This window comes from Bacillus sp. R86525, assembly GCF_042466195.1.
In the GTDB taxonomy this organism is placed as follows: domain Bacteria; phylum Bacillota; class Bacilli; order Bacillales; family Bacillaceae_G; genus Bacillus_A; species Bacillus_A nitratireducens.
Map to the genome: position 1 here is coordinate 1 of NZ_JAXHPX010000003.1, position 15297 is coordinate 15297.

A 15297-nucleotide genomic window follows, 5' to 3' on the forward strand; every position below is an offset into this window, starting at 1 on the left:
ATGAATCCGTACATTTAGAGAGGAAGAAAGTAAGATGTTTAAAAAAGTTAAACCAGTTATGGCTTCTATTATAGGAGCTAGTCTTTTACTATCAGCTTGTAGTAGTGGGGGGGAAGAGACTGGAAATACAGCGAAGGCAACTGACAAGAATGAAAGAAATCAATCCATTAATTTACCGTATATAGCGGAGATCCCAACAATGGATGTAACAAAGGCAACTGATAGTGAATCAATGAATGTAATGCGTAATGTGTTTGAAGGTCTGTATACGCTAGGGGAAGATAACAAAGTAATTCCTGGTGTGGCGAAATCTTATGATGTGAGTGAGGATAAAAAAACGTACACATTTCATTTGAGAGAATCGAAATGGTCAAACGGAACGCCTGTAACAGCTGAAGACTTCGTGTTTGCTTGGAAAAGAGCTGTGAATCCTGATGCGGCAGCAGAATACTCGTTTTTATTTTTTGATATAAAGAATGCAAAGAAAATAAATAGCAAAGAGTTACCTGTAGGTCAGTTAGGGGTAAAAGCAGTAGATAATAAAACATTAGAAGTACAATTAGAACAACCAGTTCCTTACTTTATAAATTTGACAACGTTTCCAACGTTTTTACCAATAAACGAGAAGTATTTTAAATCAAAAGGGAATCAATATGGTCTAGAAGCGGATCAGTTAATTTATAATGGAGCATTTACGTTAGAAAATTGGAAGCATGAGCAAGGTTTTCAATTTAGGAAGAATAAATCCTATTGGGATGCTCAAACAGTTAAATTAGACGAAATTAACTTTGATATTATAAAAGATAAGTCTACAGAAGTGAATTTATATGAATCGGGTCAAATAGACCGTGTAGGGTTAACAGGAGATTTTGTAGACAAATATAGAAATAGTCCTGATTTCAAGGAGCGCCCTGAAGTAACTATGCAGTTTTTACGTTTGAACCAAAAGAATGAAGTGTTAAAAAATAAATACGCAAGATTGGCAATCAGTAAATCGTTTGATAAAAAGGCTTTTACAGAAACAGTTCTAAACAATGGCTCGCTTCCAGCGGAAGGGATTGTACCGCTTAATTTTGCAAAAGGATCGGACGGAAAAGACTTCCGGAAAGAGAATGGGAACTTAGTGAAGTATGATGTGGATGCAGCGAAGGAAGACTGGAAAAAAGCCAAGCAAGAGTTAGGGAGAGAAGAAGTAACATTAGAATTGCTAACTAGTGATAATGCATTAGCAAAGAGAAATGCAGAGTATTTAAAAGGTGAGCTTGAAAAGAATTTGAATGGATTAACTGTGAATGTTAAACCGCAGCCACGTAAACAACAAATTGAATTGCTGTTAAGTAGCGATTATGACATAGGTGTTGATGTATGGGGGCCAGACATCCCTGATCCTATTACGTTCTTAGATTTATTTACGACAGATAGTACATATAACTTTGATAAGTATTCAAACAAACAATATGATGAACTTATTCATAAAGTGAAAACGGATTTAGCTAGTGATGAAAAGGAACGTTGGAAAGCGATGAAACAAGCAGAGAAAATCTTATTAGAAGATGGAGCGGTCGCACCTTTCTATCAGCAGGGGCGCTCTTATTTACAACGTTCTTCAGTCAAAGGAATAGTGACAAATGATTTTGGTGGGGAATTTAACTATAAGTGGGCTGAAGTTAAGAAATAGGTAAAAAAAGGAGTCGATATATATCGACTCCTTTTTGTTACAAGTTATATAGGATTATAGTATAATTTATTTGGGTATATTGCGTTAGAGATCTCCATATTCTTTAATTGCAATGAATGACAGATTGTAGGGGTAGGATCTTACAGTCTGTTTTTTTATGGTTTCCTATAAGCCTTCTTATGTAGTCGGATGCAATTTGCATTAAGCAGATACTTAGGTCTTGATTTAAGTAATTGTAAAGTTGCAGCTGTCTTCTGATATAATCCTGGTCTTTCTGTGTGAAATTTTTGATCATATCAATAACAGTATCGTGTTCGAAAATGAAATATTTTTCGTTTGCTTCAATAACAAATACATCATTTTCTATAGGGTGATTTTTAAAAAATAAATCAAAGAAAGATATTGGTAATTGATTTTCTTTTACAATGCTCATATTCTGATTCTCCTTTTGCAATAAAATCACTTATCAGTAGATGATAAAATCTCAATGATTTGTGGGACTTTAGGGTTGTTTATGTAGTAGTACACCTCTAAACCTCTTCTATCATATCCTAATATCTTTCCTTTCATTTTAGATAGATGTTGTGAAACTGTTGCTTGTGGCATTTGTAGAATGTTAACGAGTTCTGAGACATTTAATATGGTGTGCTGCATAAGAATTGTTATGATTTGAATACGAGCTGGATGGGATAGCGTTTTTAACATTTCAACATTCTCGTTAGATATAACTATTTGTGTGTGATTCATTTTGTAATTCTCCTTATATATATGTATTTTGAGTTGGTGATAAGCTTCTATAGTTATTGCATACTTCTAATGCCCAATTTATATCTTTTTCTAACTTTGTACCTTCAGCCATTATTCGTAGAGTCTCATTGATCCACTCTTGGCAGTCTTGATAGTTTTGAGATACCTGGGCATTAATAGTAGCTTCTAGAATTTGTTTTCTCTTAGGTATTGTCATTCGTGTTCTCCTTTCTCAAGAGCTATAGCGCTATATAGTCATGGAATATAGCCACTTATTCCCTTTTAGTTGATCAGTATCCAATGAATCGTCTATTCGATAATAACGTGTCTCGTTATATGGTGAAGTAATGGCGAAGTACATATAGATATGACCTTTACGAATAAACTCAATTTCCTCACCTCCTCCAACTGAATAAGCTTCAGATAATAATTTTTTACATCTAATAATGGTCTTTAATTCTTCTTTAAGATTCATATAGATCCTCCCAGGGGTTAGATACATTAGATTAGAAAAGCATAAGATATTAAGCAGATAACCAAGATAATTCCAACGATAGTAGTAAATAGTGCCAGGAAGCTAAGAACTATATAATATAGGAAGTAAGCACCAATTAAGAGCGCTATTAAAAGTCCTATTATGAGAGATAATGTTCCGATTGTATGTAGAGAAATTACATTTAAAAATACTAAAGCTATGACAACTAAGCCTATAATACTGAGGGTTCGCATGGTTATCGCTCCTTCCTGATTGTGTACATGTGTATTTGTACACCTGTACACATGTACACAAAAATTAAATTAAAAAAATATGCAGTTTATCACTAAAACACTGATATATAGGGCTTGTATGATTCTATATGTTTTATGTAGATATAACATGTGTAAATGTGTAAAAGACCACATGTACACATTTACACATGTTATTTTTATTTCTTTTGCTGTTTCTTTGCTTCTTTAAGAGCAGCTTTACGTTTGATGTTTTCAAGTTGTGCATGGAATAGTCTAAGCTGTTCAGGAGACAATTTTTCCATAAATAAGTTATGCATTTCTCCAAGTAGTTCATAAGTATATTGATATTCTGAAATCTCAAGTAAAGCATCAAACTCATGTTTAGTCTCTAAAGGCATTCGAATAGTAGCGCGCTTATCACCATTCACTAGTGTTGCTTTAGCGGGTAAGTTAGGATCATAAGGGTTAGAGGGTTGGACATCAGCTTTATAGCCAAGGTCAACTTTCCCTCCTTTTTTTTTATCACCAGGGTTCTCCTCGCTCTCCTTTTTGTTGAAAAATCCTATATCTTTACTCATTTCCTAATTCCTCCATTTTCTTAATTCGTTCTAAAAATTCATCTGCAAATGGTTCAAAAACTTCATTAAATAACTTCTTGTCCCAATATTGATCTTTATTTAAGCCGATACGTGGAATGCTTTGAATTCTTTTAGCGTAAGGTATTAAATTTCTAAATAAATTATTTTCTCCAAAAATTTCTTTTGCATCTTGAAGTACTGTAGCATCAATTTTACCGGAACTATGCAATTGATTTGGTAATATGCCGATTACATCAAGAGGAGCATTAAATTCGGTTACTAATTTGGTTAAGAATCGTGAAATATAATCATTAGCGCCATCTAAACTATCACTTTGTGTTTGGAATGCTACGAGTACATAGTCACTTGCCATTGCAGAGCTTTTTGTATAATAAGATGCTGTAGGTGGACTGTCAATGATAACAAAGTCATAATTTTGTTTTAAAGGTTCTAATAGTTGTCTAAAGTAATTGATCTTATTAGTTTCTACTTGATGATAGTTAGGATCAGAAGGGTCAGTATGACCGAATCTTGATGTTAGTAATGATTCGAAGTTTTCGAAGTCACTATGGGAAGGTAGTAAATCTAAATTCTCCATTATATTCAACTGCATGTCTTCTAAACTAGCATCTTGTACAGCTCTCATTAAGGTTTTGTCGAAAGCGAAGTATTCATCATTAATTCTTTTTCTTGTTACAATCATTGTTTTTGTTGTATTGGCCTGTGGGTCCATATCAACTGTTAGCACTTTATATCCCTTTAAAGCTAAATGATAAGATAAGTGTCTTACAATAGTAGATTTACCAACGCCACCTTTACTGTTTGCTACAGTGATAGTTAACGGTTTTTTTAATTTCATATGTATCCCTCCAAAAAAACTTTTTGTTAAATTTACACAAGTACACATTTACACGAGTTCACATGTGTAAAAAACTTCTTAATGTAATTATACTATCCGCCTAAAAAAATATCAACATAAATTTACACAAGTACACAAGTGTAAATTTACACAAGTTCACAAAAGTTCACAAAAGATGGATAACTGCTGATATATTAGTGTTTTAACAGGTTAGTTTGAATGTTATTTTTACACACTTACACTTGTGGACATGTACACAAGTGTAAGTGTCATTTCGATTTTTTATTTTCTAATTAATAGAACGAAAGAGGAAAAGTGTTATGTACACATGTACACACTTACACTAGTGTACATGTGTACACGGAAGAGGTTTTGTTGAAATTCTTTGTTTACAAACAAAAAAACTTGTTGTAACGTTATAGACAACAAGTTTCTCAACACAATACGATTTAGTTTGATAATATACATAAGAAATTCGTAAGAATTTGTAGAATATATAAGACACATAAAACATAAAAAAAACAAATAAAAAAAGAACGGCTGTCTAATTGAGATTTGGACGTCTCAACCAGACAGAGGAAGTAGATTTGCTTGGACACATCTCTACTTCTTGGTGAATACAATTTGCTGCTAACATCTTGTATTCGATTTACGTCACTGCCAACACAGTGAGTAAACTTCCCAAACCGTTCTAGTTAACTATGCTATTGAGATATAAAATATCTCTTCTTAGTATAGTTAATTAGAGTAGATTTGTAAAGATAGAAACCCTTCTTTAAGTGCATTTTTAAGCATGTTTAAGTATGGATTTTTCTGCCTTTGTATGCAATCTTGGGAAGTCTATTTATTAAGGTGAGCAGTGATATAACTGCTCACCTTTTTTTGTTGTAAAAAATCAGTGGAAAGGAGGTTCAACATGAATACAGTACAAAGCGCTATTGAATTAATACTACATAAAGGATTACGAAAATATAAATCTAAAAACTCTAAAGCTGGATTAGTATCTATTGCAAATCAAGAGAAATTTGAAAGCAAAGTGCTTAATGGTAAGAAGAATAAAAAAGGGTCAATTTTTATTACTCGTAAAAAAGAAGATTTAAGCGCCAAGTTTGGAACTAGAGGCGTAGTATTATCTTCTGAAGAAGCTGTACTGGATCATGTTGGACAGGCTTCACACTGGACACCTAATGTATATAATTTTGGTACATATGGTGAAAATGGTCTTCGTACAATTGTGGGGCATACTGAAAAGAACCTACAACAAATTAACTGCTTTGTTATTGATATTGATTCAAAGTCATTCCCTATGACTGCGATCAATGATGTGGCATTAAATGCAGGTTTTGGTGTACCTACTATGATTCTTGAAACAACAAAGGGTTATCAAGTGTATTATGTGTTAGATCAAGCTGTGTACGTATCAAACAACAAGAACTTTATAGCTATTAAATCAGCGAAACGTATCTCTCAAAACCTAAGAGAAATGTTTGCTGAGAGTTTGCCAAACGTGGATTTAACATGCAATCACTTTGGGTTCTTCAGAATGCCTTCAGTTCAAAATATTGTGATGTTCTTTGAGGAAAATGTGTATACATTCAAGGAGTTACAAGAGTGGAGCAAGCGACAAGACGACAACAAGGGAAATAAGCAGTTTCATAATGTAATAGAGAGTCCTTTTGCTAAAAACGCTCCTGTAGAGCAACCAAAGCAAATGGATGAACTATGGTTCAAACAAGTGATTAGTTGTACAAATGTATCTCCAAAACAAACGAAAGCAGGGCGAAACAATGCGATTTTCACCCTTTCTTTAGCGTGTTTCCAAAGTCAGTACGCTATTAAAGACACAATGGACTTAATGGATCAGTTTAATAGTAACCTAGAGCAACCGCTAGATCATACTGAAGTTAGAGGGATTGTTATGTCTGCGTACTCTGGAAAGTATCAGGCAGCAAATAAAGATTACATAGAGCGTTTATTACAAACATACGGCATGGGTGGACAAGCTTCAGCGTTCCGTGCACCTTCAGTACTTTGGAAAAAACATAAGAAACAACGTAAGGATCGTGTACGTAGTCATTGGCACGAGTGGGAAGCTGACATTATCACATTCTTATCAATGAATTCGAATAATAAACCTGTGCTATACTTTACACAATCAGAACTATGCGAAGCGCTTAACATTCCCCGCAGCACATTAAACACAGTTCTAAAAAAGAGTACAAAAATCTATAAAACGGTTGAGGGAAAAGGAAAAACAGCAAAAACAGGATTATCCACACTAGGAATGCTAATTGCATTTGCTTTAAAAGAAAACGGGAAAAGAAGAGAGAGCTATTTAAACTACTTACAAGGGCTATTCCCTCAAATGGGCAATATTCTTGGACAAGCAAAAACAAGCAGCGCCATAGCGGAAGAAGAAACACTATACGGCATATTAGAAGGGCTACCAGCTGGTTGATTTTTAATTGTCCACTCTGCCAATACATAAATATATCTACGATACATGGTCTGGTCAGCCTGCTATAGCGTTACAGCATTACATAGTTTATGTTTCTCTTCTTCTTGGAGTTTTAGTCTTACACTACTAGGGTTATATACTCCTTATGGTATGTGAAATTTATAGAGTTTTACTAGAAAATTAGAATATTGGTGGTGTTTCATTTGGGTAAAAATTATCCTATTGATCGTGATAGTAGAGGACGCTACAGACACTCTTATGTATTTATGAGGGGGGCTGCTGTAGATATAAAGCTACTAAATCATGATGAATTGTTAAAAGGTAAGATTTCAACAATAGAAGAGTATTATTGTGTTCTTGATGTGGAGGGGAACGGTGATAAGTTTCAAGTAACAGTTAATTTTTCTGAAGTTAAATATATAAGGCATGAAGAGTTTCCAACTGTTGAAGAAAGATCTCCTAAGTTTAGCGAGGGGGATAAGAAAACATCATTTGTATTTGAGATTGGTGAAATGATAGGTTGTGTATTTAAAGATGGTAAGGGGATAAAAGGGACTTTATTGTCTGAGGATGCTTATTATCTTTATGTGAAAACTGATAAAGATAATTACTATACAATCATGAAGGGCGCTTTATCTTATGTTACACATGTGAAGCATGATCCATTACTTGGAACGAATGATTTCTATACGGAGGAAATGAAACTAGCTAATTATCAAAAGCCTACGGAGTATGTATTTTCTGTGGGGGATACAATTAGGGTTTATTTTCCTAGTGGGAAGAATGTATCAGGTGTTGTGTTGGATGAAAGTAAGTATTGGATACTGTTGCAGACTGAGAAGCGTCAAATAACAGTTTTAAAGGGCAGTTATACATATTTTAAACATCAGCCTTATGAGACAAAAGCCTATTTGTATGTGGGGAATAGGCAGTTAAGAAAGCAGTTAAGAAACGAAGGATAACTAAAAATTAGAGTGCAAAAGAGAGCTTTGGTTTTATTACTGAAGTTCTCTTTTTTGAAATATGCATTATTTCATATTTGATAAGCATGGTTAATCGACATTTTCCGACAAAAATTCTAATACTATTATGCTAAGATACTATATGCTAACATTCCGTTTAAAGAATATTAGCAGGGGAATCCTTACATTAAGGGGCAATTTGTATGAATTTAAAGCAGAATGAAAATGTAGAATCCGAAAAAACACTAGGTAAATTTTTAGGTATCCTTATAGATACAATTGATTTCCAAAGAAGAAGTCAGGGTGCTCTTGCAAAGGAAATGGGTGTTACCGGCGGTACACTTTCAAAAAACTTAACAGGTAAAACTCAATTTGGTTTTTGGACTTTAGTTAAGTTACTCAACATTTTGTATGATGATACAAATAAAAGACAAGAAATGCTATATAACTTTTGTTCTGTTACCACAAGCAAGATAAATTTACGAATCGCTATGGAATACGCCAATGCTAAAGGTCATCTTGGGCTATTAAAATTAGTCGTTGATAGTGAGAAAAAGTCATCGTTAGCAATGAATAGGGAATGGGCTTTTGCATATGAACTAGTATGGATGCGTAGTAGTGGTATTCTTCAAGGAAAAGCGTTATTAGACGAACTTGAGGAACGTAAAAAGCGTAAAATTATTAAGACGGAAGAAATTAAAGTCTTATATGGGATATTAACTTTCTATACGATGTATGATTTAGAAAAATTTAATTCCCTTTTTGATTATGCGGAAGTAATTCAGCCCAATATTGAACTGATTACAGATGAATTTATTCGAGCAGCTTACAGCGGAAGAATTAAAGAGGGGCTATCTTATGCGTATTTAATGCAAGATAAGGTTGATAAGGCGAGGGAACTGTGCCATGAAATACTGAACTTAGAGGATTATAAAGATTGTTTCTCGCTTTTAAGAGCTTCAGCTCTGGTATATCTTGCAGAATCATATACGTTTGAAAGTTATGAAAGAGCGACTTGGTATATAAATAAGTCATTAGATATGCTGGATTTATGTAAATCAGAGAGAGCAAACAAAAGAAGAGAAAACGTCTTTAATACTTATGCGTTTATTAAGCTAGTTAATAAACAAGGCTTAGATAATATTAAGATATATAATGTGTGCGAAAAAGCCTTTTATCAAGCACTAATCGGAAAACTTGATGTAGCAATTAAACTTTTGAAGGACTGCGAAATAAAAGATGGGAAGTTAAGTCCTATGAAAAAATGTATTTTAGGTTATGCGTTGAGAGACACTAAGTTGATAGAAGAGTCAATAGTGGATTTCGAGTGCGAAGGTAACAGATTCTATAGCAAGCTCCCGAAAAAAATGTTGGTTAAATTCACTAAAAATGGTACAATGTGTGAGGGTGGTGTCATATGAAAAAAATTATACTTGCAATAACAACTATTGCTTTAGTAGCGGGAATTGCTTTTACTGCTACTGGTAGTAAAGAACAGTCAAACAATATAGTCAAAAAAGATTCAGAACAATTATATGCTAGAATGGGAGATCCAGGTGGCGGAATGGGTTAACCCTTAAAATATTAAGAATGCGATTGTCTCAATAGAGGCAATCGCATTCGTTGTTTTACGGGAAGTTTCCCAAATATCAAATTTGATATAAGAGAAACGAGTGTGAAATATTTCACAAACTATCACTCTGAATGCAGAAATATATTTTTATTGTTGTTTATTACGATTTATGTTTACAAAGCTAAAAATAAGTACTAAAATTAGAACAAACGTTCTACGCATTTCCACAATTTGTAATTAAAAAAAGTCCAAAAAAAAATCCCAGTTATCTAATCCGTTGATAACACTGGGTTTTCCGAAGACTTTTGATATGTAGTTTGGTTAGATATAGCAGTTTTTGAGAAATTATGGATTGACGATACTAAACAATCGTTGTAATCTTAATTTTGACAGATGTTTATTAGCATCTAAATTGTGAACTACTAACAATTACATAGTTACATGGGCTGAAAATAAAAAGAGCTACCAACTCTTGATATTTTCGACCTTCTTAAAACACTGAGACTGTTTTAGAAAGGCTGCCCACTTGATGAAGCATAACGAGATGCAACATCAATAATATTATACTGTTTCGTGTATTTATACAAGGTATGCAAGGGTATACTTACACGTGATTCTTAGCAATATTATTGATGTCGTGCGGTTATCCTTCTTAAAAGTGGTTCTTCGGATTGAAGAAAAAGGCGTAGACTAAAACATTAGTTTACGCCTTTTTTGTATTCTGTAAGAAACCCATTGGCTAAATGAAAATTTTATAATGCTCACCTTTATATTTGTAGTTGTTTATGTGGATAGGGTTGAGTTAAGAAACTTGTAACGATCTAGATCGTGAGAAAGTCTAGATACAAACTTAATTTTTATAGATTGGAGAGAAGAACCTTGAGAGAAAAAGAGTTTAGCAAAGGTACACACAGGCTTAAAGTAACAAAAGAAATGGATATTGGCACTCTATTAAACAGAGCGCACAAAGTTAGTACATTTGATGGCAAAAATTTAGTCGTTCTTGACAATGGCAATCTATACGATCAGATGGGAAGAAGAGAAGTTCCAGTAACAAATATGTTTAGGTATATCAAATGTGTAAGAAATAGCGATGGTATCATCATTGCAAAGAAGAATAAACCATGCGGAAAATTAATGCAGGTTATTTTTGAGAGAAAAGCAAAGCAAAAAGTGAAGTAGTAATATATTTGATCGATTTAATTGTGCAAGAAATACAGCACATTTGGGGTTCATAGCTTGAGAAGATAAATCTTGTATGTTCCCCATCCTGTTCTTTGAAAACTTCATATAGTTGCTGGGGGAAGGGCAAATCATCGCATGCCAATCCATTTCGTGAATCTAGGAGATGCAAGACATGAATAAACCCTTAGGGACAATAAGTCCGCTTGAAAATAGCAATCGATGTTGGTCTATCTGTAGCAAGCCTACAGACTACTTAAAGGGCTGTACACATAACGCCATGACGGAGAAATACCAGAGCGATATATTTGTACAAGCATTCCTTTAACGAGAGGGCGTAACGAGACTAAACGCCCCTGTTACAAATGGAGATACTCCTTTTTTCGCATTTGTATCCGACTGAATATAGACCGTTTATTTTTAAAAAATCAAGAATACAAAATATTTTTTGTAGAATTAAACAGATCAAATAGGAGTAAAAAATTATGAGTATGGAATGCCGAGAAAAGTATATTAGGCAGATAGCAAATATCCTTACAAGTAAAACAAAGCATACGACAGGCTGCCTAATTGAAGGCGAAGGCGATGTATGCTTAGAGTTTCAAAAAGAGCTAATAAACGCACTACAAGATAATCATGCACTTGTTTGTCATATAGATTTTAAAGATTATACAAGCGAAACTGACTGCATTGCAGCGTTGAAAAGGGTACGTAAACAACTTAGTTCAAATAGGCAAGATGGGAAATCGTTATTTCTTATTCTTACTTCCTTTGAACGTGTAGAGAAAAAAACAATGGATGCAGTAAAAGTGTTAATCGGAAGCCGATCACTAGGCATAAATTTGCTAGTTAGTGCAAATAAGAGATTTGTCCATTTAGTAGGGTTAACAGAATACTTGGTTACATTGAACAAATCAAATGCAGTGTTTTCTGAGCTGTACCGCTATAGCACTCAAAAGGTACTGACTTCCCTAAAAAATGATTCATGGGGGGAAGCTGATGAATCATAAAATCGAGAAGATATTGAGAACAAAGAGCATTCATGTAGATCTGTTTGAGCTTAATGAAAAATATGATCTTGGACAAAGGATAGATGTTAGTTGTAAAAAAATGAATGTGATGCATACTTTTAAAGTATTTAACATCACTTTGCTAAGAGGTAATCATTGGCTCGTTCATTTGCAGTAAAGCTTAGATGTATAGCGCTATAAAAGTAGTGGGGTCTCAAATGTTCATATGTTAATATATTAATGTAGTGAATATAAATGGAATGGAGTGTAGAGACCATGTTAAAAAGGTTTAAGTTTTTATCAGCTATATCGGCTTTATTTATATCTATAACAGTATTACTTGCAGGCTGTGGAGGTTCTTCAGTCCCTTATAAGAAGGGTGATACTTATAAAAATAGTAAAGACAATTTCGTTACTATTACAGCTGACAACGAATGGAGAGTTAAAGGGTATCAAAATCGTGAAGCTATTTATAAGGTGGAGCCGACGGAATATAAAGCTGGTTCGTATTCAGTTGTATCAATTTCTGTAAAAGAAAAAATAAATGGTCGAGATCCTTTGCAGGTTGTAAATGATTATGAATATTACATACTTGCAACTAAAGAAAAAGGCTTTAATTCTGTGTATATTGGTTCTTCGCATCCAAATGATACTAAATGGAAAGAAATCAAGAAAGAATTAGAAAGCTCTAGTGATAAAGAAGATCTTTTGAAAAAAGAGTATGAGAATAATAAGAAGACTCTAAAGAAATTTGAAAAGACAAACTAGAACTTATAAATAACTGTAAGAGCAGAATCATATTAATGGTTCTGCTCTTTTTTATTGTCAAAATCAAGTAGGGGAATGGGAGGTAAGGGGATATGATCGGCCGAGATCAATTAATATTGCCAGCGATGATAAGTTATATGGTTTTAATGATTTTATTATTTAATGCATCACTTTCATTCATCATGATCCTTACAGGAAAGATAATGTAGTAATGGAAAACATCAAAGCAGCTATAAAAGATGCCTGTTTATGGTTGTTGGTTTTGGTCTTAATAACTTTATCTTGGTTGGGGATTCAGAAAGTGATTATTAAAATGGTGTTAGGCTGAATATATATTTTTCTTGCAAACTCTTTTTGCATAAATTGAAGGAGGGAAAGGTAATGGGTATTGTAGCGACATTTCATTTTGTAAGTGGTTTGAAGAGGTCAACTATTATCAAAGCGAAAGATGTAGATGAAGCAAGTCTAATAATTAGTAATAAATTCTATCAGCGTGTTGGACACGCAGTATTTGAATTAATGAAAAAAGAAGAAGGAGATAATTTTGAAAAAATTAGTGATAAAGTAGAGCTGTTTGAAGTGTTTTGTGATCATGTGATGTTTATTGATTATGAGGTGCAATAATTTTATGTGAAAGAGCAGATCCCAGGGGGCTGCTCTTTTTTGTTTGCAGAGATTAGCAATAAACAAAGCATATTGAGTACCCTTGGTATGTTTTGTATGTAATTAATCGATTAATTACAGGTTGAATAAAAGGTGGAGGTGTTAATATGACGAAACTTGGCAAAATTGAAAAGGCTGTTGAAATTGTGAGTGCGGAGTTATATGAAGAAGGGAATGTAAACACTGCTGTTGTTGGTGCTACGGGAACTGGGAAAGATTTTTCTGTTATAATACCTAACATTTTACTAGAGGAAGAAAAAAATTTAGTAGTAATAGATCCTTTAAATCAAATATCGAATGTATATACCTTTAAAGAGAAACAAGGGTATCATATTTTAAGATATGACTTAGAGAAAGAAGGAGCACTGCAGCAGTTACAAACTGATTTGTTAAATCAACCTGAGGGAAAAGTATTAATTCATGCATATTTCCCTAATACGTTTATTGGAAATAAGGAACGATATAGCCAACTTGTTTGGGAGTTTCTAAAAATAGTGAAAGAAAAACAAGATGTAGAGTGGAGAAAAGAAAAATCATTACACCTTTTCCTTATGGATTATGAATGGTATAGTTCTGAAAAGTTTCATAATATCTTACAAACGTGGTGTGGTTATAGAATTAGTACTACATTTAGTGTGCAGCATTTAAGGGTTTTAGATGATACTATTCGAGATAATTGTCATTATATTCTTTATAAAAGGATAACTGATCTTGAAACAGCTGAATGGATTGCATATAAATTGAAGTATCATCATGTAGAATTTTATTCGGAATTACTAAGTACAGACTTATTATATTTACCATTAACGGCTGGCATGCTAATGGATTTACCACTTGGTGCAGGATTCTTACAAAAAAACAAGGGAAAAGATCGATGGCTAAAAATTGTAGAAACGTATAATGCAGAGGATATTTTGGGTAGACCATTATATACTACAGTGTAATAATACTAAAATATATAGTAGATAAAAGAGCAGATTCTTAGTGGCTGCTCTTTTTTACTAGTTGCATATAAAAGTAGAGATAACAGTTATATGATTCCTCCGTTCCCCATTACTCAAATGGTATAACGTAGTTATCTCTACTTTTATGTACATCTAAAATTGTTTTAAAGGGAAGGAGGAGTTTGGAATGAAAAAAGATGAAAAATTAATATTTGGAACATTAAGTAATGAAAAGTCAAGTGCGGCCAGTGAACAAAGGATCTTGAAGGATTTAGAAAAACAACGGGAGAAAGGTCATAGCATACATCCACTTTATATCGATCCACCAAATGGAGGCGGTTCAAATGAAGAAAAATAAGAAGTGTAAGAAGTGCCAGGGCAAAGGTTTCATATTCGGTGAAAATTACATAATAAAAGAGGGTTCGTTTGGTTATGAAATGCAGGAGTTTGGTATTAAAGTAACCTGTACTAACTGTTATGGGAAAGGGGTGAAATGATTAATGCCTGCCTATTTATATATTATTCTAATAGTTTTACTTCTTACAGGTGTAACATATCTAGCGCTAAATCCGAATAGGGTTTGGGAAAAACGAGAATATGTTATTTTAGTAAGTTTACTGCTCATAGCTTTTACAGTTGTGAAAAGTCTTGGAAGTGATATTAGTACAAGTATAGAAAAAAACAATAAACAGATTAAACATAATGTCAAGATGATGGAAGAATTGTTAGTCAGTGAATTTAATATCCCAGCTGAAAAAATTTATTTAGAAGAAAAGACAAAATATTATAAGGTAACAACTAACACGGGTATCTATAAGGTCACATTTAAGTATGATTCTCAAAAAAATATAATTGGTATTCAGAAAATAGATCCTATACTTTCCATAGCGAATGAGGGAGGAAATCATGAACAAGGAAGTCATAATTAAAATTAATAAAAAAGGTTGGGAAATGCTCGTTCAAGTTGGGGGAACTTATATGAAGAGAAAGGTGTTATGCAGAAGTTAAATGATGCTTTAAATGTAAAAGGTGTGTTAGACGAGGATGCTGAATGGATGTCAGATTCTTTGTTTCAAATACTTAGTGAAAACTTCTTTTGCTATCAGATAGCAAATGCATTAATAAAAAGCTAGTAAGAGGGTGAAT

At 33.4% G+C, this 15297-nt stretch carries 22 protein-coding genes; 15 read left to right on the plus strand and 7 right to left on the minus strand.

Annotation, left to right across the window (positions count from 1 at the left end; translation table 11 throughout):
* The first annotated feature begins 34 nt into the window (after positions 1–34).
* On the plus strand, positions 35–1678 hold the full coding sequence (locus SJY24_RS00590) for a peptide ABC transporter substrate-binding protein (RefSeq protein ID WP_377863365.1): 1644 nt from the start codon (positions 35–37) through the stop codon (positions 1676–1678).
* A gap of 103 nt (positions 1679–1781) precedes the next feature.
* On the opposite strand, the gene SJY24_RS00595 is transcribed toward SJY24_RS00590, so the two are convergent.
* From SJY24_RS00595 to SJY24_RS00625, 7 genes are all read right to left on the minus strand, one after another.
* Positions 1782–2111 carry a hypothetical protein gene (locus SJY24_RS00595; RefSeq protein WP_016099541.1) on the minus strand — a complete coding sequence of 110 codons (330 nt, stop codon included), beginning with the start codon at positions 2109–2111 and terminating at the stop codon, positions 1782–1784.
* A 26-nt stretch (positions 2112–2137) separates the two neighbouring features.
* Positions 2138–2425 carry an ArsR/SmtB family transcription factor gene (locus SJY24_RS00600; protein ID WP_016099540.1) on the minus strand — a complete coding sequence of 96 codons (288 nt, stop codon included), beginning with the start codon at positions 2423–2425 and terminating at the stop codon, positions 2138–2140.
* 13 nt (positions 2426–2438) lie between these two features.
* Entirely contained in the window at positions 2439–2642 is a 204-nt protein-coding gene (locus SJY24_RS00605) for a hypothetical protein (RefSeq protein WP_016099539.1), read from the minus strand.
* 30 nt (positions 2643–2672) lie between these two features.
* A complete protein-coding gene (locus SJY24_RS00610) occupies positions 2673–2900 on the minus strand; it encodes a hypothetical protein (RefSeq protein ID WP_377863366.1) in 228 nt (75 codons plus the stop codon).
* 26 nt (positions 2901–2926) lie between these two features.
* Positions 2927–3154 carry a hypothetical protein gene (locus SJY24_RS00615; RefSeq protein WP_085313462.1) on the minus strand — a complete coding sequence of 76 codons (228 nt, stop codon included), beginning with the start codon at positions 3152–3154 and terminating at the stop codon, positions 2927–2929.
* Positions 3155–3351: 197 nt separating this feature from the next.
* The gene (locus SJY24_RS00620; RefSeq protein ID WP_377863367.1) at positions 3352–3732 is read right to left on the minus strand and encodes a hypothetical protein; all 381 of its coding nucleotides are present in this window, start codon (positions 3730–3732) and stop codon (positions 3352–3354) included.
* Entirely contained in the window at positions 3725–4591 is an 867-nt protein-coding gene (locus SJY24_RS00625) for a ParA family protein (protein WP_016099536.1), read from the minus strand. Before SJY24_RS00625 ends, SJY24_RS00620 begins: the two co-directional genes overlap by 8 nt.
* Positions 4592–5507: 916 nt before the next feature.
* On the opposite strand from SJY24_RS00625, the gene repS reads away from it, so the two are divergent.
* From repS to SJY24_RS00695, 14 genes are all read left to right on the plus strand, one after another.
* Positions 5508–7049, plus strand: coding sequence for a replication initiation protein RepS (gene repS, locus SJY24_RS00630; protein ID WP_377863368.1), 1542 nt, complete (start codon positions 5508–5510; stop codon positions 7047–7049).
* A gap of 203 nt (positions 7050–7252) precedes the next feature.
* Positions 7253–8011 (plus strand): hypothetical protein, encoded by a 759-nt coding sequence (locus tag SJY24_RS00635; RefSeq protein WP_016099534.1) that lies wholly within the window; start codon positions 7253–7255, stop codon positions 8009–8011.
* Between the two features lie 203 nt (positions 8012–8214).
* Positions 8215–9432: an AimR family lysis-lysogeny pheromone receptor gene (locus tag SJY24_RS00640; protein ID WP_377863369.1), complete on the plus strand. Its 1218-nt coding sequence runs from the start codon at positions 8215–8217 to the stop codon at positions 9430–9432.
* Positions 9429–9584: a hypothetical protein gene (locus SJY24_RS00645; RefSeq protein WP_377863370.1), complete on the plus strand. Its 156-nt coding sequence runs from the start codon at positions 9429–9431 to the stop codon at positions 9582–9584. The genes SJY24_RS00640 and SJY24_RS00645 overlap by 4 nt, the downstream gene beginning before the upstream one ends.
* 879 nt (positions 9585–10463) lie before the next feature.
* Positions 10464–10766 carry a hypothetical protein gene (locus SJY24_RS00650; RefSeq protein ID WP_016099531.1) on the plus strand — a complete coding sequence of 101 codons (303 nt, stop codon included), beginning with the start codon at positions 10464–10466 and terminating at the stop codon, positions 10764–10766.
* A gap of 485 nt (positions 10767–11251) precedes the next feature.
* Positions 11252–11776, plus strand: coding sequence for a hypothetical protein (locus SJY24_RS00655; RefSeq protein ID WP_377863371.1), 525 nt, complete (start codon positions 11252–11254; stop codon positions 11774–11776).
* Positions 11766–11954, plus strand: a complete 189-nt coding sequence (locus SJY24_RS00660) for a hypothetical protein (protein WP_016099529.1) — start codon at positions 11766–11768, stop codon at positions 11952–11954. Before SJY24_RS00655 ends, SJY24_RS00660 begins: the two co-directional genes overlap by 11 nt.
* 98 nt (positions 11955–12052) lie before the next feature.
* Positions 12053–12544 (plus strand): DUF5512 family protein, encoded by a 492-nt coding sequence (locus SJY24_RS00665; RefSeq protein WP_016099528.1) that lies wholly within the window; start codon positions 12053–12055, stop codon positions 12542–12544.
* 381 nt (positions 12545–12925) lie between these two features.
* Positions 12926–13168 carry a hypothetical protein gene (locus SJY24_RS00670; protein ID WP_016099526.1) on the plus strand — a complete coding sequence of 81 codons (243 nt, stop codon included), beginning with the start codon at positions 12926–12928 and terminating at the stop codon, positions 13166–13168.
* Between the two features lie 146 nt (positions 13169–13314).
* Positions 13315–14151: a type IV secretory system conjugative DNA transfer family protein gene (locus tag SJY24_RS00675; RefSeq protein WP_377863372.1), complete on the plus strand. Its 837-nt coding sequence runs from the start codon at positions 13315–13317 to the stop codon at positions 14149–14151.
* Between the two features lie 187 nt (positions 14152–14338).
* Positions 14339–14509 carry a hypothetical protein gene (locus SJY24_RS00680; protein ID WP_377863373.1) on the plus strand — a complete coding sequence of 57 codons (171 nt, stop codon included), beginning with the start codon at positions 14339–14341 and terminating at the stop codon, positions 14507–14509.
* On the plus strand, positions 14496–14648 hold the full coding sequence (locus tag SJY24_RS00685; RefSeq protein ID WP_377863374.1) for a hypothetical protein: 153 nt from the start codon (positions 14496–14498) through the stop codon (positions 14646–14648). The genes SJY24_RS00680 and SJY24_RS00685 overlap by 14 nt, the downstream gene beginning before the upstream one ends.
* Positions 14649–14651: 3 nt before the next feature.
* Entirely contained in the window at positions 14652–15080 is a 429-nt protein-coding gene (locus tag SJY24_RS00690) for a hypothetical protein (protein WP_377863375.1), read from the plus strand.
* Between the two features lie 66 nt (positions 15081–15146).
* Positions 15147–15284: a hypothetical protein gene (locus SJY24_RS00695; protein WP_377863376.1), complete on the plus strand. Its 138-nt coding sequence runs from the start codon at positions 15147–15149 to the stop codon at positions 15282–15284.
* Positions 15285–15297: the final 13 nt, after the last annotated feature.